23 protein-coding genes and 2 pseudogenes are annotated in these 20,577 nt (G+C 71.7%); 15 read left to right on the forward strand and 10 right to left on the reverse strand.

From position 1 onward, the window contains the following. Positions 1-237 precede the first annotated feature (237 nt). Positions 238-1,068 carry a hypothetical protein gene (locus ACFVVA_RS09370; protein ID WP_387687409.1) on the reverse strand — a complete coding sequence of 277 codons (831 nt, stop codon included), beginning with the start codon at positions 1,066-1,068 and terminating at the stop codon, positions 238-240. Between ACFVVA_RS09370 and ACFVVA_RS09375 the strand changes: the two genes are divergently transcribed. Further along, complete coding sequence (locus tag ACFVVA_RS09375) at positions 986-1,309, forward strand: transposase (RefSeq protein ID WP_387687840.1); 324 nt, start codon at positions 986-988, stop codon at positions 1,307-1,309. The two genes, ACFVVA_RS09370 and ACFVVA_RS09375, sit on opposite strands and share 83 nt — an antisense overlap. Before the next feature lie 147 nt (positions 1,310-1,456). On the opposite strand, the gene ACFVVA_RS09380 is transcribed toward ACFVVA_RS09375, so the two are convergent. Beyond that, a complete protein-coding gene (locus ACFVVA_RS09380) occupies positions 1,457-2,260 on the reverse strand; it encodes an NAD(P)H-binding protein (RefSeq protein ID WP_387687411.1) in 804 nt (267 codons plus the stop codon). Positions 2,261-2,269: 9 nt separating this feature from the next. Here ACFVVA_RS09380 and ACFVVA_RS09385 point away from each other — a divergent pair, with 9 nt between their 5' ends. From ACFVVA_RS09385 to ACFVVA_RS09415, 7 genes are all read left to right on the forward strand, one after another. Then, positions 2,270-3,010, forward strand: a complete 741-nt coding sequence (locus tag ACFVVA_RS09385; RefSeq protein ID WP_387687413.1) for a helix-turn-helix domain-containing protein — start codon at positions 2,270-2,272, stop codon at positions 3,008-3,010. A gap of 189 nt (positions 3,011-3,199) precedes the next feature. Continuing rightward, positions 3,200-3,730, forward strand: coding sequence for a hypothetical protein (locus ACFVVA_RS09390; protein ID WP_387687415.1), 531 nt, complete (start codon positions 3,200-3,202; stop codon positions 3,728-3,730). A gap of 569 nt (positions 3,731-4,299) precedes the next feature. Continuing rightward, positions 4,300-4,875, forward strand: a complete 576-nt coding sequence (locus ACFVVA_RS09395) for a hypothetical protein (protein WP_387687417.1) — start codon at positions 4,300-4,302, stop codon at positions 4,873-4,875. A gap of 479 nt (positions 4,876-5,354) precedes the next feature. Continuing rightward, positions 5,355-5,636: a putative ATP-grasp-modified RiPP gene (gene tgmA / locus ACFVVA_RS09400; protein ID WP_387687420.1), complete on the forward strand. Its 282-nt coding sequence runs from the start codon at positions 5,355-5,357 to the stop codon at positions 5,634-5,636. Between the two features lie 3 nt (positions 5,637-5,639). Beyond that, on the forward strand, positions 5,640-6,611 hold the full coding sequence (gene tgmB / locus ACFVVA_RS09405) for an ATP-grasp ribosomal peptide maturase (RefSeq protein WP_387687421.1): 972 nt from the start codon (positions 5,640-5,642) through the stop codon (positions 6,609-6,611). After that, positions 6,608-7,753 (forward strand): ATP-grasp peptide maturase system methyltransferase, encoded by a 1,146-nt coding sequence (gene tgmC, locus ACFVVA_RS09410; protein WP_387687424.1) that lies wholly within the window; start codon positions 6,608-6,610, stop codon positions 7,751-7,753. The genes tgmB and tgmC overlap by 4 nt, the downstream gene beginning before the upstream one ends. Positions 7,754-8,337: 584 nt before the next feature. Further along, the gene (locus ACFVVA_RS09415; RefSeq protein WP_387687426.1) at positions 8,338-8,460 is read left to right on the forward strand and encodes a hypothetical protein; all 123 of its coding nucleotides are present in this window, start codon (positions 8,338-8,340) and stop codon (positions 8,458-8,460) included. A gap of 163 nt (positions 8,461-8,623) precedes the next feature. Here the strand turns inward: ACFVVA_RS09415 and ACFVVA_RS09420 are convergent, their stop codons facing one another. Both ACFVVA_RS09420 and ACFVVA_RS09425 read right to left on the reverse strand, forming a co-directional pair. After that, the gene (locus tag ACFVVA_RS09420) at positions 8,624-9,178 is read right to left on the reverse strand and encodes a hypothetical protein (RefSeq protein WP_387687428.1); all 555 of its coding nucleotides are present in this window, start codon (positions 9,176-9,178) and stop codon (positions 8,624-8,626) included. 548 nt (positions 9,179-9,726) lie between these two features. Next, positions 9,727-10,737 carry an Lrp/AsnC family transcriptional regulator gene (locus tag ACFVVA_RS09425; RefSeq protein WP_387687430.1) on the reverse strand — a complete coding sequence of 337 codons (1,011 nt, stop codon included), beginning with the start codon at positions 10,735-10,737 and terminating at the stop codon, positions 9,727-9,729. A 187-nt stretch (positions 10,738-10,924) separates the two neighbouring features. Here ACFVVA_RS09425 and ACFVVA_RS09430 point away from each other — a divergent pair, with 187 nt between their 5' ends. Next, positions 10,925-12,484: an MFS transporter gene (locus ACFVVA_RS09430; RefSeq protein WP_387687842.1), complete on the forward strand. Its 1,560-nt coding sequence runs from the start codon at positions 10,925-10,927 to the stop codon at positions 12,482-12,484. 58 nt (positions 12,485-12,542) lie between these two features. Here the strand turns inward: ACFVVA_RS09430 and ACFVVA_RS09435 are convergent. Both ACFVVA_RS09435 and ACFVVA_RS09440 read right to left on the reverse strand, forming a co-directional pair. Then, a pseudogene (locus ACFVVA_RS09435) lies at positions 12,543-12,806 on the reverse strand (transposase family protein); the annotation flags it as partial. A 180-nt stretch (positions 12,807-12,986) separates the two neighbouring features. Beyond that, entirely contained in the window at positions 12,987-13,628 is a 642-nt protein-coding gene (locus ACFVVA_RS09440; RefSeq protein ID WP_387687433.1) for a hypothetical protein, read from the reverse strand. A 354-nt stretch (positions 13,629-13,982) separates the two neighbouring features. Between ACFVVA_RS09440 and ACFVVA_RS09445 the strand changes: the two genes are divergently transcribed. The 3 genes from ACFVVA_RS09445 (at position 13,983) to ACFVVA_RS09455 (ending at position 16,260) form a co-directional block, all read left to right on the forward strand. Further along, complete coding sequence (locus ACFVVA_RS09445) at positions 13,983-14,336, forward strand: PadR family transcriptional regulator (RefSeq protein WP_387687436.1); 354 nt, start codon at positions 13,983-13,985, stop codon at positions 14,334-14,336. Next, positions 14,333-15,292 carry a hypothetical protein gene (locus ACFVVA_RS09450; protein WP_387687438.1) on the forward strand — a complete coding sequence of 320 codons (960 nt, stop codon included), beginning with the start codon at positions 14,333-14,335 and terminating at the stop codon, positions 15,290-15,292. Before ACFVVA_RS09445 ends, ACFVVA_RS09450 begins: the two co-directional genes overlap by 4 nt. An 83-nt stretch (positions 15,293-15,375) precedes the next feature. Beyond that, positions 15,376-16,260: a phosphatase PAP2 family protein gene (locus tag ACFVVA_RS09455; RefSeq protein WP_387687440.1), complete on the forward strand. Its 885-nt coding sequence runs from the start codon at positions 15,376-15,378 to the stop codon at positions 16,258-16,260. Between the two features lie 260 nt (positions 16,261-16,520). Here ACFVVA_RS09455 and ACFVVA_RS09460 read toward each other — a convergent pair whose 3' ends face one another. After that, the gene (locus ACFVVA_RS09460) at positions 16,521-16,802 is read right to left on the reverse strand and encodes a hypothetical protein (protein WP_387687443.1); all 282 of its coding nucleotides are present in this window, start codon (positions 16,800-16,802) and stop codon (positions 16,521-16,523) included. 62 nt (positions 16,803-16,864) lie between these two features. Next, positions 16,865-17,434, reverse strand: coding sequence for a hypothetical protein (locus ACFVVA_RS09465; RefSeq protein WP_387687446.1), 570 nt, complete (start codon positions 17,432-17,434; stop codon positions 16,865-16,867). A gap of 7 nt (positions 17,435-17,441) precedes the next feature. Between ACFVVA_RS09465 and ACFVVA_RS09470 the strand changes: the two genes are divergently transcribed. Both ACFVVA_RS09470 and ACFVVA_RS09475 read left to right on the forward strand, forming a co-directional pair. Continuing rightward, positions 17,442-17,936, forward strand: coding sequence for a hypothetical protein (locus ACFVVA_RS09470; RefSeq protein WP_387687448.1), 495 nt, complete (start codon positions 17,442-17,444; stop codon positions 17,934-17,936). Positions 17,937-17,993: 57 nt separating this feature from the next. Continuing rightward, the gene (locus ACFVVA_RS09475) at positions 17,994-18,785 is read left to right on the forward strand and encodes a hypothetical protein (protein WP_387687450.1); all 792 of its coding nucleotides are present in this window, start codon (positions 17,994-17,996) and stop codon (positions 18,783-18,785) included. A gap of 38 nt (positions 18,786-18,823) precedes the next feature. Here ACFVVA_RS09475 and ACFVVA_RS09480 read toward each other — a convergent pair. Continuing rightward, positions 18,824-19,038: pseudogene (locus tag ACFVVA_RS09480) on the reverse strand (transposase); the annotation flags it as partial. 412 nt (positions 19,039-19,450) lie between these two features. Beyond that, the gene (locus ACFVVA_RS09485; protein WP_387687452.1) at positions 19,451-19,954 is read right to left on the reverse strand and encodes a MarR family winged helix-turn-helix transcriptional regulator; all 504 of its coding nucleotides are present in this window, start codon (positions 19,952-19,954) and stop codon (positions 19,451-19,453) included. A gap of 85 nt (positions 19,955-20,039) precedes the next feature. Between ACFVVA_RS09485 and ACFVVA_RS09490 the strand changes: the two genes are divergently transcribed. Continuing rightward, entirely contained in the window at positions 20,040-20,546 is a 507-nt protein-coding gene (locus ACFVVA_RS09490) for a cupin domain-containing protein (RefSeq protein ID WP_387687454.1), read from the forward strand. The last annotated feature ends 31 nt before the right edge of the window (positions 20,547-20,577 follow it).

The raw sequence follows: 20,577 nt of genomic DNA on the forward strand, positions 1-20,577 counted from the left end.
GATCGGGGCGACCGGCACCGGCGGCGACCCGGCGACCCGGCGACCCGGCGACCCGGCGACCCGGCGACCCGGCCCCCGGGCACGGGCAGCCGCCCGCCGTACCGCCGAACCCGGCCGAACCCGGCAGTCCCGGCCCCGACCTACGGGCGCTTGACCAACCGTGCGTCGGCGATCGCAGTCCCGCCCTCCTGTCGGGTCGGCCCCGCACCCGCGGGGATAGCGCTCGACGCAGCCCGCCTACGGACGCGTCCGGGTCTCCCCGCGATGTGCGACCGCCGCCCGGATCTCTGCGAGCGCGCGGTCGCGGTCGACCGGCGGCGGCCGGAACCGGCCGCCGGACCGTCGGACGTGTTCCTCCCAGCGGTCCTGCCAGAACTCCACCGTCCAGCCCGGCCATCGCTGCGGCATCTCGTAGGCCTCGGCCGACGCCCCGAGCACCCACCAGCCCACCCGGCGCCGAACCGGATCGACATGGACCCCGGCTTCAGCCGGCATACGACACACCGCCCGCTCCGGACCGCCGTCCAGCTGGTCGAGAAGCGAAATCCCCTCCCGGATCGGATGGTCGGCAACGTTCGCCACCACGTAGCAGCGGTCCGACCCGACCGTCACCACCGCGACCATCGGTTCGGGGTCGGCCAGGTCCTCCGGATCCGGTTCCAGCAACTCTCCGGGGAGAACACCGTGGTCGCGGTCGCGTACGAGCTCAGGATCCACCCCCAGGTAGCTCCGCAACTCCGCGGGACCGTCGTACGACCACCGCACATCCCAACCCGCCCAGGCCGCTCGCAACAGCTCCAGGGCCGCAGCCCTGTGGCGCATCACGGCACTCGGCCCCTCCCAGGCGAACACCAGCAGTACCCTGCGACCGAGGTCGATCAGCGCCGCCCCCTGGCAGTGCACGTCGTCCAGCCACCAGTCATCGACTCTCAGCCGTTGGACCATCGAGAGCGTTTCCGTCGGTCCGGCCAGCAGGTCGAGGTCGATCCCCACCGCGCCGAACCGGGAGAGATACAGCTCGTACTCGCCGTTCTCGCGGACGACGACAAAGTTCGCGCGGTCAGCCACGTGCCCAGGATGGCCGACACAAGAAGCCCGCCACCACCGATTTCACGCGGCAACGCGGCAACGCGGCCGCTTCGACGCCGACCGGTTGCGGCAGACGCCGGCCGCGCTGCCCCGGCCGAAGGCCGCCGACGGCCGGCTCGTCCTGGCCGTGGACGTGAGCAACCGGCTGCGGCCGGACGCCGAGGGCAGCGCGGACAGGCTGCTCTGCCACGCCTTCGGTCGGCCCGGGACCGACACCTGATGGTCCCGGGCCGGCCGTACTCGTTCGTCGCCGCTCTCGAACGTCGAGAAGGGCAGGCCCTGCTCGGCCGGCTTGGACCTGGCGATCCTTCTTGAGGACTGTGTCCCTTGAGCTACCGGAGCCCTGGCGGCCGTCGGCGGCGGTCGGTTACGGCATTGCTTCGAATGCCTCCCGATGGTCGCGCGTCCACTGCTCGAACGTGCCCGCCGGCCGGCCGAGCACCCGCGGCACGTGGTCGGTGACGTAGGCCGCACCGCCGGCGCGTGCCCAGCCGATGCCGGTGACCATCTCGGCCGGCAACCGGTCGAGCGCGTTCGTGTCGGTGACCCTGACCGGCCGTTCCAGCACGCCCTCCAGGATCGCCGCCTGGTCCGCGGACGTCAGCAACTCCGGCCCGGTCAGGTCGTACCGCTGCCCGTCGTGCGCATCGCCGGTCATGGCGGCGACGGCGACCGCGGCCACGTCCCTCGGGTCGACGACGGCCTGCCGGGAGTCGCCGGTCAGGTTCGGGATCGGTTCTCCGGCCTGGATCAGGGTCCGGTGCCACAAGAGGTTCGAGGCGAAGCTCGGCGGGCGCAGCATCGTCCACACGAGTCCGCTGGCCTCGATCGCCTCCTCCGCGGCGACGTGCCACGCGCCGACGGTCGCCCCGTCGAACCACTCGCCGCTGCCGATGGCGGAGAGCTTGACGATCTTACGGACGCCTGCCGCCCGCGCGGCCGTGACCAGGGCGATGTCGTGGTCCGCGGTGGGTATTGGGGGCACGGTTACGAGGAAGACCGTGTCGACGTCGGCCACTGCGCGCGCCAGCGACGCCGGGTCGTCGAAGTCGGCCCGCACCCCGCCGGGCCGCTCGCGGCGGGACATCGCCCGGAACGGCACGCCCCGCTCGGTGAGCAGACGGACGACGTGACTACCGATGGTGCCGGTGGCACCGGTAACAAGGATCATGTCCCGACGATGACAGCGCCCGCACAGCTCCTGATAGGAAGTTTCGGAACTATCGTGGGCCGCGTGAGTTCTCTCGTCGTGCCGCCCGCCCTTCAGCGATGGGTGGCCGGGATCGATGTCGCCACGGCGACCGGTTCGGCAGTGGTCGACGTTCCCGACCACGCCACCACACTTCTCGTGCGCACGGACAAGCGCGAACTGATCGTCATGGGCCCCCGCACCCGGGCCGCCTATCACGTCGCCGCGCCCGGCCGCTCGTGCGTGCGGGTCCGTATGCGGCCGGGTCGTGCCCAAGCCCTGCTCGGACGTTCGCTGAACGGCGTCGCCGACGGTGTCCTGCCGTTTGGCGAACTACCGGGCCTGGACATCGACCAGCTCGCCGCCGACCCGCTCGCCGCTCTCGAAGAAGCACTGGCCGACCGCCCGGAACCGTCGGAGCGGCTCGAAGAGGCGGCGCGTCTACTGGCCGACACCACCGTCTCCGCGACCGCGGCCCGGCTGCACATCAGTGAGCGCCGTCTGCATGCCCTGTTCACCGACGCCACCGGCCTGTCCCCCAAGCACTTCGCACGCATCGACCGCGTCCGCACCGTGCTCGCGGCCGACGCGGGCCGATGGGCGGACATCGCCGCGACGGCCGGCTACTACGACCAGTCCCACATGACCGCCGAGTTCCGCCACTTTATGGGTGTCCCACCGGCCGCGTTCACCGCTGGCCGGCGCCCCGCCGCGACTTCGTGCACCGGCTGAGTTCCAGGACACCGCACAGAGGAGCAGGGTTCCCGGCGATCACAGACCGTCGCAACCCCCGTGATCCCCAGGCCCTGTGCCTCTTCATCTCCCGAGGAGCCCCATCGCGCCTGTCTGCGCGACCTCCTGATGTCCTGTCCCGTGAGGTTGGGGATCGTCTTCAAGCCGTTCAGCTTCTAGATTGACCCAATGGTGGACTCCGATCCACTGAACCAACCTGTCGGGGCGCCGTCCGTATCCCGGGCGGCGCCCCGGCGCACCAGAAATGTGGAATGGAAAATGCGCAAGAGGCGTAATCCGTGGGCGCTCGCCTACTTCCTGGTCGGGCTCGTGTTTTTGCTGATCGCTGTCGCTGTAGCGGCCACTGCCACCAGGGTCGATGACCTCATCCCTATCGTCCTTGGCGGTGTTCCGGGCTTGATGCTGACGATCCGTGCCCCGATGTACGGCGTCGCCTTCGGAGACACCGGCCTGAAGTACTCCGGCCTGCTCAACTCGCGCTCCTACACCTGGGCCGAGATCCAGGAGGTGAGGTCCGCCGTCGTTTCGGGAACCCTGTTCTCCTCGACCGTCCCGGAACTGCTCCTGATCTCGGGCAAGATCGACCAGTTCCCGATGCTGGCGGGCTACGGGTCGGGGAACACGCCCAACCAGCGGATCGAGCAGCTCGTGGCCGAATTGGAAGAGGCGCGCTCGTCCGCCCTCTCCTCAGCACGGTGATCACGCCCTCCGACACTCCGACTTGGCTTCTCCGTTCCTGCTGGTCAGCAGCTTGGGAGCGGAGACGTCCCTGCCCTCTCTTCTGATCATGCCGACTTGGGTCAAACGACTCGGCCCGGACCCCATGGCGGTGTCCGGGCCGAGTTCTCGCTTGTGGGGCGGGCACCGTCGTCGAGCTCCCAGGGTTGGCGTGGCGGGTTCCGCGGCGATGCTCCCACTGGTTCCATGGCCTCGGCGAGGGCATGGTCCCGGGGTAGATGGCCGCGGGTGCGGCCGGCGGCAGCGGTAGTCCAGCGGAGCGGTGGCAGCAGGCCTGGCGTGGGCGCAGGCCGATGAGGCCCACCAGTTGCAGTCGATTCGAATGCTTCCGCGTTGCCGCCGCTCCGAGGGGCAGCTCGAGGTGTTCGGTGCTGGAAGGCTCAACCGCTCACGGTCGGAGACGTCAGGCTGTCCGGGCCGACGCGGGGGAGATCCCAGGCCGGTCACGGAACCGTCACATCGCCTGCGCCGAGCGGTGCGTATCGGTACGGTCACCCCCATCACCTGCACCACGTTCTCAGAGGAACCCCATGCGCCGCACCGCCCTCGTCCTGCTTGCCGTCGGCCTGACAGCCACCGTCGTCGCATGTTCCAGCTCTGGGTCCGGTAGCGAAAAGCCACCGGTCAGCGCCCCGACCGCGACGGGCAGCGCCACGCTCGTCAAGGACACTCCTGCCACCTCTCCCGCCGTCGCGACGAACATGGCGCCGGGCTCGGTGGCGGGTAGCGCATCGGCGACTTTCGCCATGGTCGCCATGACCGTGCAGACCGCGAAGTTCGGCCGGTCCGTGACGGCGGAGGACGACCCGAATCACCTGCTCGGCAGGCCCGGCCAGTACACCTCGAAGGTCACGTTCACGGACTCCCGCGTCAAGGAGGCCGACGTCGAGGGCGAGGACGCCGACTCGGTGGCCCGCGGCGGCGCGGTGGAGGTGTTCGCCACCGAGGCCGACGCCAAGGCACGCGCGCAGTACATCCAGGGCATCGTCAAGTCCCTCCCTGCGGCGGTGGAGTACGACTATGTCCGCGGCACCGCGCTGATCCGCGTGTCCAAGTTCCTGACGCCCGCACAGGCCGACGGGTACAAGGGAGCCATCGGCGCCTGACCTGCAAGGATGACGAGCCGGCCCCCCTTGGGGGTCAGCCGGTCGGGCATCCGGGTGTCCGGCTCGTCATGCAGGTCGACGTGACCTCGCGGATCGACCACAGCGAGCATCACCGGCTCCCGTCCGCGGCGAAAACACGAGCCGCTGGAGCTGCCGTTCCCCGCGGTTGATGCTGCGGAGGAACGGCAACCCTCATGCCTTCGTCCGGAACCTGATCTCAGTCGTCTTCGAAGGTCAGCCCCTCGACCGCCTCGCTGAGGATCTCCCGGTCCTCGGTCTGGAACTCGCGGGGGCGGATCGCCGGAAGTGGGGGTGGTCGAGGTCCATCTGCAGGGCCGCATGCAGCGGTGCCGGGCTCAGGTCCTTGCCGACGGGCAGTTCGGCGGAACTCCTCCCAGCAGGTCCCGCCGACCGGCATGATGACTGATAGTCACCACTCGCATCGCCAGAGTCACGTATCAGGTGTGGGAGAGATCAGGATGCCGAACGCCGTCACCGCCCCGTGGGGTGCCACCCGAATGCGCCCGTTCGCCGACACGCCGCCCTGGCCCGCCCTGACTCCGGTCATCGACCCGGACACCCAGGTCGCGGTCTTCCACGACGAGCAGGGCCGCACCGTCGAGCTTGGCAAGCACGGGACCAGCACCGACCAGACCGGCCCGACGAGCACCGGCGGCGGTGGCGGGGACGGGCAGAGCGGCGGCCAGGCCCAGCCGACCGACGTGGACACCGTGACCTCCAACGACCAGGACCAGAGCTGAACCATGACGGGTGACCGGCGGACGGCGGTCCTGGTGCTGACCTGCGCCTACGATCCGACGGCCGACATCGTGCTGCGGATCCTGGCCGAGCGGCAGGTACCGGTCGTACGCGCGGACCCCGGCGCCGACCTCCACCAGGGCGCCGCACTGACCGCCCGCTACACTGCGGCCGGCCGGCGCGGCACCCTCACCACCGCCAGCCGCACCCTCGACCTCGACCGGGTCCGCGCGGTCTGGTACCGGCGCCCCTCCGGCTGGGCCGCGCCGGCCGGCATGGACGGGCAGGACGCCGAGTTCGCCCGCGCCCAGGCCCAGTGGGGCGCCGGGGGCGTCCTCGCCGCACTGCCCGGCGCCCACTACGTGAACCACCCCTGGCGGATCCGGGCCGCCGAGCACAAGTCCGCCCAGCTCGACGCCGCGCTCGCGGCCGGCTTCGCCGTCCCCGACACGATCGTCACCACCGACCCCGAGCAGGCGCGCGCCTTCTGCGCCGAGCAGCCGGACGGCGCGGTCTACAAGCCGCTGTGGAACTCCCCCTGTACGGACGAGGACGGCCGGCCGGTACAGGCCTGGGTCGCCGAGGTCGCCCCGGAGGAGATCAACGACGCCGTCGCCGCCTGCCCGCACCTGTTCCAGGCCCGCCTGGCCAAGGACCACGACGTGCGGCTGACCGCGGTGGGCCGCGAGCTCTTCGCCGTCCGGATTGACAGCCCGGACCTGGACTGGCGTCGCCGCCAGGACCTGCTCACCCACACCCCGATCGACGTGCCCACGTCCGTACGCCGGTCCGTGGCCCGCTACCTGGAGCACTTCCGGCTCGTCTACGGCGCCTTCGACTTCGCCGTCGACGCTTCCGGCCGCTGGTGGTTCCTCGAATGCAACAGCAACGGGCAGTGGGCGTTCTTCCCGCCCCCGACCACCGACGCCATCGCCACGGCGATCGCCGACCAGCTCCAGAAAGGCCCCGCCGCATGACCACCACCGCCGCCGCGGACCTGCGCGCAGCCCTCGTCCGGCAGCTCGCCGCCGACGAGGGCCTCACCGACCCGCACTGGCGTGCCGCCGCGGCAGCCGTACCGCGCGAGGCCTTCGTCGGCGACTACTTCCGCGAAGTCCCCGGCTCCTTCCCCACCTCCTGGAAACCGGTCCGGGAAGACGGCGACGGCCGGCTGGAGGCCGTCTACACCAACCAGACCCTCATCACCCAGCTCGACGGCCGCATCCACCCCGCCGACACCGACCAACCGGTCGCCGGATCCCCCTCCTCCTCGTCCACCCTGCCCTCCCTGGTCCTGCGCATGTGGCAACAACTCGACGTCCACGACGGCCACTGCATCCTGGAAATCGGCACCGGCACCGGCTACTCCACCGCGCTCGGCGCCCACCGCCTCGGCCAGGAGAACATCACCAGCGTCGAAGTCGACCCGGACATCGCCGAACGCGCCGCCACCTCCCTCAAGACCGTCGGCTACGCCCCGCGCCTGGTCGTCGGCGACGGCCTCGCCGGCCACAAGCCCGCAGCACCGTACGACCGATTGATCGCGACCTGCGCGGTGCGCACCCTGCCCTACCCCTGGCTGCACCAGGTCAGGCCCGGCGGAAAGATCCTCGTCACCTTCTCCGGCTGGCAGTTCGGCTACGGCCTCGCCCTGCTGACCGTCACCGAACCCGGCGAGGCGACCGGCCGCTTCCTGCCCGGCTGGACCAGCTTCATGATCGCCCGCCCCCACGACCGCCCCCCGCGCCAGAACCCCACCCTCCTTCCCGGCGACGAACGCCCCACCCGCATCGACCCCGCCACCATCACCACCTGGACCGGCACCTGGGTCGCCCAACTCGCCGCCCCCTCCGCCGAACGCATCGGCGCCGGCGACCAACAGATCCTCATCGACCACGCCACCGGCTCCCACGCCCGCACCCAACCCGACGGCCACGGCGGATGGACCGTCACCCAACGCGGCCCGCTGCGCCTGTGGGACCAGGTCGAGGACGCCGTCGAGACCTGGCAGGCGGCGGGCGCACCGCACCAGGACCACTTCGGCATCACCGTCACCGGCGACGGACAGCGGGTCTGGCTCGGCGACGAGGACGGACCCGGCTGGCGCCTGCCGGTGTGAGCGTGCTGCCTACGCGGAGCCCGTGCCGGAGGAGAGTGACGTGTCGGGAACGGAGGCAGCCTCGGTGCGCCAGCGCCTGGAACACCGGTGGCGGTTGGCGACCACGGCGCCCGGAGGGCCGGCCGCGCGCAAGCTCACCAATAGAGCGCAGGGCGCACTCGACGCGGTGGCGTCCGGACGGCGGATCTCGACTGTGCTGCGGACCGAGGTCCGCTCCGCCCACGCGATGCTTCCGGTATTCAACGTCTCCGTGTTCGCGAGCGCGCTGGTCGCCCTCGCGGTGTTCGGCCTACCACCCGGTCATCGCGCGGGGATCCTCGGAGTGGATCCCCGCATCGCTGCAACTCGGCGGTCGGGCTGTCGCAGCCTGCGGGACCCATCTGCTGGTCCGAGTACAGCCACAGACCGCTCTGGTCAGAGTCCGGATCCTCCTCGCCGAAGCCGAAAACGTCGACGGTTCGGCCATTGGGTTCGCCACCGTGTTTGACGGGCCGCTCCTGCTTCCTGATGGGCGGCTCGCTATCGGGGACGTCATGGGCCAGAGCCGGTTCACGACCAGCCTGTTGGGGCCAGGTGCCCGCCGTGTGCGCGTTGACGTCGACGACGCAGTCGGCCACGCGCGGGCCGTGGATGTCACCGTCGCGCTGCGGGTGGACGGACCGTCCTCCGAAGTGCGGCGCTGCTTCGGGGCCTGGGAGTGGCGGTGATCGTGATCGGCGGTGTTGACCGCTGGGTCGGTGTCCGCCGTACGTCGCGAGCGGGCTGTCCTCCGCGCTGCTCCCCACGCAAGCCGAAGTCGCCCTCCCCAGCAGCCTGACGACCGGCCAAGAATGCACCAGGCGCACCAACCCCATCAAGGGCACTGACACCTCAGAGCTCGTCCTCGTCTCCCCGGTCGATGTCGTTCAGCGTCTCGCCGAACCGCTCCAGTGCCTCCTCCGGCCGGCAGCCGAAGGCGCGGCCGATGTACTCCCAGGTCATCAGGTTGCTGCGGGCCTTGCGGCCGGCCAGCAGCGCGGTCGAACCGGCGGCGCGCTCGAACCGGGCGGCCGCACGGGCGGCGGCGTACGGTCGGCTCTCCGTCAGGTCGCAGATCTGGTCCACCAGCGCGGCGACCAGTTCCTCGACCTCGCGCGGCACCAGACCCTCGACCAGGTCGACGTGCCACTCCCAGTCCGCGAACGGCCCGGTGGCCTCGCCCACCGCCTCGGTTGCCGAGTCGTCACCGAAGTCCAGCAGGTGCATGCGCTCACCCCGCCAGCCGCAGCTGCAACCACTGCGCACCGCGACGGCCCGAGGACCGTCCGCACCGTTGTAGAGCCACCAGGTGGTACGCCCGTCCGGCAACGGCGCCGGCTCGCTGCCGTCCGCCAACACCGCCGCCGGGAAACCCTGGTGGCGCCCGCTCTCCTCAAACCATGGCATGCCGTGTCCCTCGCGTCCCTGGAGTACAGCACCAGGGTTCTCAGCCTGTGACGCACTGTCAAGGCTTCGCGACAACCGGTACGACCCACAGCTCAAGGGGGCGCGCGCCAGCCGCCGCACGCCGGGCCGGGGGTGCTCAGGCAGTTCGGTGAACCGCTCGATCCGGGTGACCGGCGGCCCCATCGGCGACGGCCCTCGATGAGGCCGCCGCCGGGCCTCCGAACCGCACGCCAACGGAGTTCGGCACATCGGCGTGGCGAAGCGCTGATCGCAGCGGGTGCCCCTGTCGTCGTGTCGGGCCCGGAGGTGGTCCACGGCCGGCCGTTCGCCCGGACGAAGTGTGCCTCTGAGTCGGCGGGTGGGATGCCCAACCTCCTCGCGATTCGCCGTACCAGCGGACGACATGACCGGCTCATTTCGCTGCGCAGTCCGGGCTGTCGCCGGCGAGGATCTTCAATGCCGTATGTCAATGACCGTGCACGCCTCAAGCAGTACGAGAATGTGCTGATCGGGCTGGGCGTCCAGGCCCGTTCGGTGGTGCGCTCGCGTCAGCCCAGCGGGGGGTGGATCAGCCGTCCGTGGTGGATCAGGGACACGGACTGCTTGAGGCGGCGCACACGAATGCTGATCTCGTAGCCCCTGATGCCCTCGATGCGGGCCAGGCGGCTGCTGAGGTAGCGGTAGAAGTCGGGGGTGTCCCGGCAGATGACGACGGCCATGAGGTTGTGCCGGCCGCTGGTCGCCGCGACGAAGGCGCATTCGTCGTGCCGGCCGAGCTCCTCGCCGATCCGGTCGAGTCCGGGCAGGTCGACCTGGAGCCAGAGGACGGCGTTGAGCTCGTAGCCGAGGCGTTCGGGCAGGATGTCGATGCCGTAGGCGAGGGAGCCGGAGGCCTCCAGGGCCTCCAGGCGGCGGGCGACTCGGGGTGTGGACCAGCCGGTGACCTCCGCCAGGCGCGTGTGGGAGACACGGCCGTCCTCCGCCAGGGCCTCGAAGAGCGGGAGGTCCTCGTCGGCCGGGGCGAGCGGCGGCCCGGCGGCCGCAGGGCGCTCCGCCGCCAGCCGTCGCACCTGTTCGTCGGTCAGGAAGCGTTCCCCGCCGGCCCAGCCGACCGCGTCCGGGGCGCCGAACGTGTGGAGGAGGAGGTCGACGCTCATGTCGAGGACCGAGGCGGCGCGCGGGAGCTGCCGCAGCAGGACGTCGTCGCGCCCGGTGCCGACGGCCGAGCGGATGGTGCAGATGATCTCCGACCCACCGGAGGCGATGCTGGCGTAGCCGACCTCGGGCCTGCGGGCGAGGGAGTCGGCGACGGGCCCCACGGCTTCCGGGCGGCAGCGCAGCCGCGCGACCCACTCCGCATGCCCGTGGGCTGACGGGCTCCTCAGCCCGACGACGCGCAGGATCCCGCCGCGCCGCAGCGCGTTGTAGCGGCGGGCCACGGTCTGTTCGGACACCCCCACGACCTCACCGAGGCGGCGGAACGAGGCCCGAGGGGCACAGTAGAGTCCGTGGATGATTTTGCGGTCCAGGTCGTCAGGCACAGAGGAATCGTGACACACGGGTGGACCGAAATGGAGGTTCTGGTACGTAGGCCGGGATCGCTTGGGGATTCCTCGCCCGTGGGGCCGAAGCTTTCCTGTGCCCCCAGCAACCGGTGCCCTCGCGGCATCCCGCAGTCGAAGGAACCACCCCGTGAACTCCGCAACGGTGCAGCGCCCCGTGGCCGGACGAGGCGTCACGCTCGTCATGGCCTGTCTGGGCGTCTTCGTCGCCTACCTTCCCGTGACCACCGTGTCGGTGAGTCTGCCGGCGCTCCAGCGGGCGTTGGGCGCCTCGACCTCCCAACTGTCCTGGGTCTCGGACGCGTTCGTGCTGCCGATGGCCGCGCTGATCCTGACCACCGGGGTGTGGGGCGACGTCCACGGCCGCAAGCGGGTGTTCCAGGCGGGCATGGCGTTCTGCGCACTGGGCGCGGCCGTCTCGCTGGCCGCGGACTCGGTGCAGTGGCTGTGGGTCGGGCAGGCGGCCTCCGGGCTGGGTGCGGCGGCCCTGCTGCCCACCACGCTGGCCCTGATCAGTCACGCCGTCCCCGATCACCGGGAGCGCGGGAGGTTCATCGGCCTGTGGGCGATGTCCATGCTGGCCTCGCTGGCCCTGGGACCGCTGATCGCCGGGCTGCTGCAGCAGCACGTCGAGGTGCGTTGGATCTTCCTCCTGCCCATCCCGGTGTCGCTGGTCGTGCTGGTCGTCGCGGCCTTCCTGCTGCCGGACTCCCGGGCGCCGCACGGCCGGCGGCTCGACTGGCCCGGACAGATCAGCGCGGCCGTCACGGTCACCGCCGTCGTCTACGGCGTGATCGAGGGCGGCGCCGACGGCTTCGGTACGCCCTCCGTGGTGGCGGCCCTGGTGATCGGCGCCGTGAGCGCGGTCGCGTTCGTCGTCGTGGAGCGTCGCAGCAGCAGCCCGATGCTCGACCTGGCCCTGTTCCGCAGCCCCGCCTTCGCCGCCACGTCGCTGGTCGCCATGATCAGCTTCCTGGGGCTGATCGGCTTCTTCTTCGTCCTGAGCCTGTACTTCGGTCTGGTGCAGCATCTGAGCACGTGGGAGGCCGGGCTGCGGATGGTTCTGGTGTCCGGGACGTCCCTGGTCGTGGGCGTCCCCGTCGGACGGCTGATGCACCGGGTGTCCGCCCGGGTCATGATCACCACCGGCCTGGTGCTGATGGCGGGCTCGCTGCTGTCGCTGATCGGCGTCGACGCGGGCACCTCGTACGGGTCGCTCGCCTGGCGCCTGGTCCTGCTCGGCCTCGGCATCGGCGCCGTCCTCACCCCGATGACGGCCTCCGCGGTCTCCTCCGTACCGCACCACCTTGCCGGCATGGCCGCCGCCGGGAACAACGCCTTCCGCCAGCTCGGCGGCGCGCTCGGCCCCGCCGTGCTCGGCGCCCTGCTGACCACCCGCGCCCTCGACGCCCTGCCCGGCCGGCTCGCCGACGCCGGCGTGCCGGCGGAGACCGGCGGCCACGTCCTCACCGTCGCCCGGGAGCAGGGCCTCGGCGCCGTGGCCGGGCTCGACCTGGGCCCTGCCACCAAGCCGGCCCTGAACGCACTCGGCGGCTCCTTCCTCGACGGCCTCCAGCTCTGCCTGGTCGTGTCGGCCTCGCTCGCCCTGCTGGCGGCCGTCGCCTGCGCCGTCCTCCTGCGGCCGGCCGTGTCCGCCGGCCGGCCTGGCGCCGGGGCCCCGGCTCCGCAGACCACCGCCGTTCCCGCCCCCGTCCCCGAGCCTGTGGGCAGCGCGTCCGCCTGAAGCTTGTTGCGGAAGCCCGGGTGCGGGCAGGTCACCTGTGCGGCCCGACCTGCTGGTTTCATCCGGTTCGGGCGAGGTTGTGCATATGGGCGACGGCCTGCACCGCGTGGTGCAGGCCGTCGCCCTTCTGTCGGCAGTCGCGGAGATTCTTGTAGAGCTTCATGCGGGCGAAGGTGCGTACGACGCGGGCGCGCACCCGGCGGTGTTCGGCGTTGTCCTCCTCCTGGGCCCGCAGGAGGAGACGGCCGGCGCGTCTGCGAGGAGGGATGACGAGGCCGGTGTCCGGGTAGGCGCCGTCGGCGAGCACGGTTGCGTCCGCACACGTGGCGGGCACCACAGCCGCGCACCACCGGGCCCGTGCCACCCCGGCTCGCGGCACCACCCACACCCCTCGAACTGCCGCACCCGCAGACCCGTGAACGTCTCCACCAACACCGGCTCAGCCCGCAGCACCCCACCCATACGGGAGAAATGGCCAGTCTCGGACCTTCCGCAACAAGCTTCAGAGCGCGCCGCCGAGGAGGACGCGGTAGACGATCGTGGCGCCGTCGGTGCTCACCTCGGTGCAGAGTTCACGGCGGTCGATCAACCAACCGTTCGCCTCGCACCGCTGCCGGGGCCGGAGCCGGTCGGTGGCCTGCGCCGTCGGCACGTCGGGCGGGCCCGCCAGGTAGAACGTGCGCCAGCAAGTGGCGCTGTGGCCGTTGCCGCAGCCCTGGCCGGTGCCGATGGTGGTGTAGCCGGGCGGCGGCTGCGGCACGGCCTTCGCGGACGGGACGTCCGCCTCGTGGAAGAACACGAGCGCCAGCAACGGGGTCGCGGTGAGGACAAGGGCCAGCTGGCCGTGGAAGGCGATGCCCACCGCCCGGGACCAGCCGACCGGGCGCCCGGCACGCGAGCCGGCGATCCCGCGCTCCAGCCACAGGCCGACCAGTACGGCCAGTTCGGCGAGCGGCGTGTAGAGCAGGTACAGCTCGGCCTCGCTCCGCACCTGCAGCAGGTCGGACGCCACCGCGAGCACCAGCGCCAGCCAGAGCAGCAGCACGGCGGCAACGGGCACCCGCAGGGGCGTCGGCCGGGCGCGCAGCACCCAGTGGACGAGCGGCAGCAGCGCGAACAGCACCCCGACAACGGCCCACACCACGATCCGAAACCCCTCCCCGTAGCGGGCGACGGCGCCCTGGAAAACCGGACGCCTGGCTACCGGCCCTCGGTTCCGGCACGCAGAAGGCCGCCGGACAGGTGGCGGAGGCCAGGAGCGGCAGCGCCGGCACGTCGTGCGGCAGGGTCTGACGGGCGGGCAGGCCCGGCTGAGCGGGGCCGTGATGGGCCGTGGCACGACGGGGGACGGGTGTGCATGGGTTGTGGGCATCCTTCGGTCATCGCTGCAGGGGAGCGGTCACGCCCGGGCTGCCGAAGACATCACCGACACGGCCCGCAGCGAGGCCTCCCACGTGGGCCGGGTGACTGTCGAACGCTATATATCGATGCTCGATATATGCTCGCGGGTGTGACGAGACAAAAGGCGCTCTTGACGGAACCTCAGTACTTCATCCTTGCCGCGCTCGTGGACGGGCCCCTGTACGGCTACGGCATCATCAAAGCCGTCGAGCAGACCTCAGGCGGCCGGCTCAGGCTCGCTGTCGGCACCCTCTACGGTGCGCTGGAGCGGATGGAGCGGTCCGGACTGGTGGCCACCGACCGCGAGGAGATCGTGGACGGCCGGGCACGGCGGTACTACCGGCTCACCGAGGACGGTGCCGACACGCTCCGGCGGGAGGCGCTGCGCATGGAGCAGGCAGCGGCCGTCGTCATCGGGCGCTCGCGGACAGCAGGGATCACCAGGGCATGAACCGTCTGCTGCTTGCCGCCTACCCCAGGGCATACCGCTCCCGGCAGGGGGAGGAACTGCTGGCCACGCTGGCAGAGGCGCACCCCGGCCGTTCCTGGCCCCCACTGCGGGAGACGGCCGCGCTGGTGCGCGGAGGGGTGCAGACCCGTGCCCGTGCCGCCGCCGACGACCCGGCCCGTCCGTGGTGGCTGGACGGCGCCCATCTGGCCGCCCTCGCACTCGCCGCCCTGGCGCTTGTGCCGTACCTGCAGGATGTGTGGGACTGGGCACTGCGCATCGATCCCGGCGGGCACGCCATCGGCTTCCGCTTCGCCGGCTGGTACCCGTGGGCGCAAGGCCCCGGCACGCAGACACGGATGCTGCCCTACGGCCTGCTCCCGCTGGCCTGCGTGGTCGCCCTGCTGCGCGGCAACCCGTGGATCGCGCTGCCGGCGTCGGCGGCAATGATCTACGCCGGTGCCACGGTCGGCAGCTCAACGATCTTCGGTGACGAGGGCCGGGTGGGCCCGGGCTACTACGGGCTGGCCGCCCCGATCCGGGCCCACGACCTGGCGCTCTCTGGAGCCCTGCTCCTGACATGCGCAGTCCTGACGGTCTGCCGTCCCGGCCGGCTGCGCCGCCGCTCGTACGGCTGGCTCGTACCGGTGGCGCTCGCCATGGCCGTCGCCGGAGGCCTTCACATCACTTCAGGCGATCCGTGGTTCCAGCGCGGCCAGCTTGCTCTCGAAGTCGCCGCGCTGGCCGTCGCGTGGGTAGCCACAGCCGCCACGGGTGACTACCGGTGGCTGATCCCCGTCGCCGTGTTCGCCATCGTCCGCACGCAGGCGATCGTCGTCCACCCGGACTGGCTCATGGAGTCCGCGCCGAGCCTGGTCGTCCTCCTCGGCCTGATCATGCCCCTCCCAGCCCTGGCAATCGCCGCACAGCGCCGGCACAGCGGCACGCCCCACGGATGACAACGGCTCCGCAACCGGACGGCCCCAGGCAGTCCGGGGAGAAGACACGCGGCCGGACCGTTGTCCCACGGAAAGAGAAAGCATTGACCCAGCAAGATCGCCCGAGTCTGTCGACAATCCGGCCGGACGCCCCTGGACGGGCCCCTGGCCCTTCCCGGACGATACGGCCGTTTCTGACCAGCGGGGCTCCAGCACTGCTGTTCCTCCTCGGGTTCACGGCGGTCTACCTGATCGCTGTCGCCACCCAGTTCGGGCAACTGGCGGAGAACTCGCTGATCAAGGGATATGCCGATAGCGCGTGGGTCTTCCAGTGGACCGGTCCATCTGACGGATGGGGCCCGCCGCTGCTGGTGCACAACTCGGCCATGCCGACCCTAGCCGCGGGCACAGTCCTGATCGCGGCCGTCGCCCTGGTGCGGCGGTGCTGGTGGCACGGCTGCGCGGCGATCAGCGTTGTGGTGGCCACGGTCGGAGGCACAGAGGCGTTCCGGGCCGTCCTGCCCCGTCCAGACCTGACAGGAGCTACGGAAGGACTCACCGGGACGAGCTTCCCCAGTGGTCACGTGGCCATCGCTGCCGGCCTGACCCTCGGCGCCGTGCTCGTCGCCTCTCCGCGTGTGCGTCCCTACGTCGCCGCTGCCGGAATGCTGTGGCTCGCCTTCACCGCTGCCGCCGTCCAAGCCCTCTACTGGCACCGGCCCAGCGACGCGCTGGGAGCCACGCTCCTGGCCTGCGCCTGCTACAGCCTCGCGGCCCGACTGCTGCCACCCAGCGCCGCGGCGGGCCCCAAGCGACGCCCTCGTGCACTGCCGGCCACCGCCCTCGCCCTGTCAGCGGCCGGCGCGCTCGCCGCCAGTGCGCGGGAGGACTCCGCCACACGCCCGCTGGCCTTCGCCACAGCGGCACTCCTGTGCTCGGCCCTGGTCTGGATCGCCGTAGCGGACCGCGGTCAACGGCGCGCAGCGTGACCGGCGCCCTCGGGCGGCGCTGCGGCCTGGTTGCGCCCGGCCCGCGCCGGCCGACCGGCGGTCAGGTGCCCACTGGCGGGGCGCGTTCGCGCTGGGCTCCGGTTCACACAGAGCGCTGTCGCGCTTGAACGCGCAGATCAGCAGGGCGTCGGGGTTGTCGAACAGGACGATGCCGTCGCGGGTGAGGTAGGCGCGGGCCTTGTTGACGAAGGCGCGGGGGCCGATGCGGCCTTCGAAGCGGGGCACGTGGGCGGCTGCAGTCAGAGCCCGCTGAGTGGCGGGCCGGAGATGTGCTCGCCTGCGGCGAGCCGGTCGCGCAGACGGGCGGCGGTGTCGGGGGCGGCGAGCGCGGTTTCGACGTCGAGGACGGTGTGGATGCCACCGCGGCTTCGGGTGCCGTAGCGGCTGGAGGTGCGGACGTCCAGGACGGTGCGCATGTGGCCGTACCGGATGGCGAGGGCGACCAGGCCGACCTCGCCGTCGTCGAGGCAGCAGCACAGCCGCAGGCCAACGGCGTCCGTACCCGCTGTCCGACTGAGCACGTCGGCAGGGCCGGCGAGCGGGTCGCCGACGTGCCCGGCGGCGGGCGAGGGCTGTGCCCGGCTCAGCGCGACCAGTAGGTGTCCTCGATGTCCGGTCGCAGGGGCGACAGCGGACGGGCCCGGTCCGGGGCGTACGCGACGTCGCCGCCGCTGACGGACATGGTGAGGGTGACCGTCCGGTCCGGTTCCGGCGAGAGCGCGACCCAGACGGCGATTCCCTCCGAGGTTTCGGCGCTGAGGTAGTCCGGGCCCTCGTCCGGGGCGCTCGGGGTCCAGGCCGACGGTTTCTGCCGGAGGCCGCGCAGCCGCCACTCGGCCTCGATGCCGTCCCGCAGCTCCTGCCGATGGGACGCGTTGATCCTGGTACGGGCGGTGAACCGACGGTCGACGGTGGACAGCTTGCTCGGTGTGCCGTCCGGACGCGGCTCGTACTGGTTGACGGTACAGCCCCTGTCGCTCAGCACGAGGCCAGGGCTCAGGCCCCCCAACGTGTCACGGACGGTTCGCTCGCTGAGCGCCTGGAACTGCTCCGGGGTGTGGCGGACGATCTCGGGTCCGGGCTTGGACGCGTAGTCGTCGGCGCCGATGAACCACCATGCGGCGATCTGGAACGCGAACGTCACCCCGATCACGGCGACAATGATCGCCGCCACCACCAGAGCCGCCTTCACCAACGACTTGCCGAACAACCCCAACCCCCTGCCGTGCGTCGTACGGCCACCGTATGCGCGCGACCCGGTGCGACTCCTGAGCATCCGTACTCAGAAAGGCCACCCAGTGCTGCCCGCCCTCAGTCGTAGTGGTGGAGCGGCCGGCGGCCGCTCCGAGCGGGACCGATGGGGGGAGTGGGCAGCGCGCGCCGGTGCACTCCTGGAGGTGTGGCGCTTCCGTTCCCTCTTCGTCTTCGTCTCCGTTGCCGCTCGCCGCGGCCCGCCGGTGTCGGGCGGCGATGTCCGGGTCGACTTCGACGCCGGTGATGTCGTCCTCGCCGAGGCGGTCGGTGCGGGCACGATCCTCACCGTGCACGTGCCCGCACGGGAGTCGGGCTGCGAGGTGGCGGCCCGTCAGGACCTCGGGCGGGCAACCCGGTCGGGCGCCGCGTCAGGCCAAGGTATGGTCACCGCGAGGGGGTGATACCCCTGTGTGCGAAACAATGCATTCAGCTACGAACCCACGGGGGTCCTTGTGTCCATGGTTCGATCCACCGTCAGGATTCCGCTCGCGGTGGGCGCGGCCGCGATGGCCGCGGCCGTCGTCACGGGGTGCTCCTCCGGCACGTTGACCGCATCCGGCAAGCCAGCGGCCGTCACCGCCACCTCTGCCACGTCCCCGGGCACCGCCCCGGTGGATGTGCCGACGCTCCCTGCGTCCGGCGCCCCGGCGTTCGGCACTCCCAGCAGCACGCCGACCGGCCCTCCGCTCCTCACCGGGGTGGACCTGCGCGCGTCCCTGCCGACCGCCGCGGTGCTGCCCGCCGGGTGGACGATCAAGGGCAACGGCAACCAGGTCGACACCGGCACCACCATCAACGAGTACCGGGCCGACCCGCCGCAGATCGCGGAACCGTGCAACCAGATGCGTCTCGCCGGGACCATCTTCTCCCAGGGCTACAAGGTCTCGGGCGCGATGAACGAGGTCTACGACGGGGAGCACATGGTCCAGGTCTACCTGGCCGCCTACCGCCCCGGCGACGCCGCCAAACTGCTCGGCGACCTGAGGGCGTACGCGGAGCGCTGCAAGACCTTCACCGGGAAGAGCGTGGACGGTGCCCCGATCCCGATGACCGTGACGTTGCAGCCCGTGCCGGGACTCGGTGCCGAGGCCTTCGACATGAAGCGGGTCCCCACCGGCCCGTACAGCACTTCGGAGATCGTGATGACCCGGATCGGCGACCGGGTGCTGTTCCTCAGCGGCGACGACATCCTGGGCCGACTGCCGAACATCATGCAGCTGGCGGTGCCGCTGGTGAAGACCATCAAGTAGGAGTCCCGGCCCCGCCCGCGCCACGGTGGCGGGGCGGGGACCCGCCACCACCCGGTGTCCGACCGGCTGCTCGCCGACCACCTTCGATGACGGCCGTGAACCGTCTTCCAGCTGCCGAAGCGGGTGACAGGCCCCGCCGCCAGGGGAGGCCGGTCCGCTGCCGGAACAGCATCCCGTTGATCACACGACGGTGGCGTTACCGGCGTCGACCCCGCCCTCGATTCGCCGGCGACAGTGCCACCACCGCCGGCACGAAGACCGGGTGATGCGGCTGGACGCCGTGCGGCTGCGGGCGGGCGCCACCACCGGCCCGCACAGCATCGTGCTGCCGGGCTCGACGCCGGGCGCCGGGACCACGGTCGGGCCCGCCTCGCTGGTGATGCGCGGTGAGAGGGTCCTGGACGGAGGCGCTGGCGGCGACTCGATCGCCGCCCGGCCGACGGGCGGGGCCACCGTCGCGGCCGTGGCGGAACCGGCGGAGGCGCCGCGCCGCGCCGGGCCGCGGCGGAAGCGGAGTACGTCAAGGTGCGGCAGTCGTCACGGACGGCACACTGCACCGGGTATCGGCCGCCGTAGGCGTTCCCCGTGTACGGCGGCCGACGGCGTTCCGGAGCGGTCGCGGGTGGCCGGACCTCGGGCTGGGGCGTGGGGCGGGGGCGGGGCCGTCAGGGCGCGGGGCTCTCCGCGCCCTCGACGTCGGCGAGCAGTTTGCGCAGGAGCCCGTCCAGGGTGGCCCGTTCCTCGCCCGAGAGGGCGGAGAGCAGCGCGGTCTCGTTGGCCGCGTGGTCGGTGAAGGCGGCGTCCACGAGGGTGCGTCCGGCCGTGGTGAGGGCGATGCGGACGCTGCGCCGGTCCGCCGGGTCGGTGCTGCGTTCCACCAGGCCCGCCGATTCCAGCCGGTCGATCCGGCTGGTCATGCCGGCCCGTGACATCAGCAGCAGCGCGGCGAGTTCGGAGGGCATCAGTTCGTACGGCGCGCCGGAGCGGCGCAGGGTGGCGAGGACGTCGAACTCGCCGCGCTGGAGGCCGTGTTGCTTGAACACCTCTTCGACGACCCGGCCCGCGAGCAGCGCGAGGCGGCCGAGGCGGCCGACGGTGCCGACCGCCGCCAGGTCGAGGTCCGGGCGCTCCCGGCTCCACTGGTCGAGCATGACGTCCACGTGATCCATAGGGGCATATTATTCGATGGGAGATAGTTAGACGTAGTACTATCAGCCATGGAACTATCGGAACGCTCGCTGTGGGGAGAGGCCAATGACGTTGATCGGACCGGAAGCCGTGGTGGTGCGGGGCGACGAAGCCGAGACCGTCGGAATGCTCGGCGGCAAGGGGCGGCTGCTGGCGGACTCCAGCGCCACCGGCGGCGCCCTGAGCACCCTGCGCGTCACGCTGGGGCGCGGCAAGGACGGCGCCACTCCGCACTACCACGGAGGCTCCTCGGAGCTGTTCTTCGTCATCGACGGCGCGGCCCAGGTGCTGGTCGGGAACGAGGTGGTCACCGCCCGCAGCGGCGACCTCGTGGTGGTGCCGCCCCATCTGCCGCACGCCTTCGCGGCGGCGCCGGACTCCGGGGCCGACCTGCTGATCGTGATAACCCCCGGGGTGGAGCGCTTCGACTACTTCCGCCTGCTGGAGCGCATCCGCGCGGGCGAGGCGACGGTCGAGGAACTGCTCGCCAAGCAGGACCTCTTCGACAACCACTTCCTGGAGTCGCCGAGTTGGCGCGACGCCCGGGAGGAAGCCGCCCGGTCCGAGCCGTAGACCGCCCGGCACCGAGCCCGGCCCGACACCA

The organism is Kitasatospora sp. NPDC058048, assembly GCF_042885555.1.
GTDB lineage: Bacteria > Actinomycetota > Actinomycetes > Streptomycetales > Streptomycetaceae > Kitasatospora > Kitasatospora lactacystinica.

What these genes read in the sequence shown, in the direction of transcription:
- ACFVVA_RS09380 (WP_387687411.1), bottom strand. Translation starts at nt 2,260, where the DNA reads ATGATCCTTGTTACCGGTGCCACCGGCACCATCGGTAGTCACGTCGTC.
- ACFVVA_RS09385 (WP_387687413.1), top strand. Translation starts at nt 2,270, where the DNA reads ATGACAGCGCCCGCACAGCTCCTGATAGGAAGTTTCGGAACTATCGTG.
- ACFVVA_RS09390 (WP_387687415.1), top strand. Translation starts at nt 3,200, where the DNA reads ATGGTGGACTCCGATCCACTGAACCAACCTGTCGGGGCGCCGTCCGTA.
- ACFVVA_RS09395 (WP_387687417.1), top strand. Translation starts at nt 4,300, where the DNA reads ATGCGCCGCACCGCCCTCGTCCTGCTTGCCGTCGGCCTGACAGCCACC.
- tgmA (WP_387687420.1), top strand. Translation starts at nt 5,355, where the DNA reads ATGCCGAACGCCGTCACCGCCCCGTGGGGTGCCACCCGAATGCGCCCG.
- tgmB (WP_387687421.1), top strand. Translation starts at nt 5,640, where the DNA reads ATGACGGGTGACCGGCGGACGGCGGTCCTGGTGCTGACCTGCGCCTAC.
- tgmC (WP_387687424.1), top strand. Translation starts at nt 6,608, where the DNA reads ATGACCACCACCGCCGCCGCGGACCTGCGCGCAGCCCTCGTCCGGCAG.
- ACFVVA_RS09420 (WP_387687428.1), bottom strand. Translation starts at nt 9,178, where the DNA reads ATGCCATGGTTTGAGGAGAGCGGGCGCCACCAGGGTTTCCCGGCGGCG.
- ACFVVA_RS09430 (WP_387687842.1), top strand. Translation starts at nt 10,925, where the DNA reads ATGGCCTGTCTGGGCGTCTTCGTCGCCTACCTTCCCGTGACCACCGTG.
- ACFVVA_RS09445 (WP_387687436.1), top strand. Translation starts at nt 13,983, where the DNA reads ATGCTCGCGGGTGTGACGAGACAAAAGGCGCTCTTGACGGAACCTCAG.
- ACFVVA_RS09450 (WP_387687438.1), top strand. Translation starts at nt 14,333, where the DNA reads ATGAACCGTCTGCTGCTTGCCGCCTACCCCAGGGCATACCGCTCCCGG.
- ACFVVA_RS09470 (WP_387687448.1), top strand. Translation starts at nt 17,442, where the DNA reads ATGATCGCCGCCACCACCAGAGCCGCCTTCACCAACGACTTGCCGAAC.
- ACFVVA_RS09475 (WP_387687450.1), top strand. Translation starts at nt 17,994, where the DNA reads ATGGTTCGATCCACCGTCAGGATTCCGCTCGCGGTGGGCGCGGCCGCG.
- ACFVVA_RS09485 (WP_387687452.1), bottom strand. Translation starts at nt 19,954, where the DNA reads ATGGATCACGTGGACGTCATGCTCGACCAGTGGAGCCGGGAGCGCCCG.
- ACFVVA_RS09490 (WP_387687454.1), top strand. Translation starts at nt 20,040, where the DNA reads ATGACGTTGATCGGACCGGAAGCCGTGGTGGTGCGGGGCGACGAAGCC.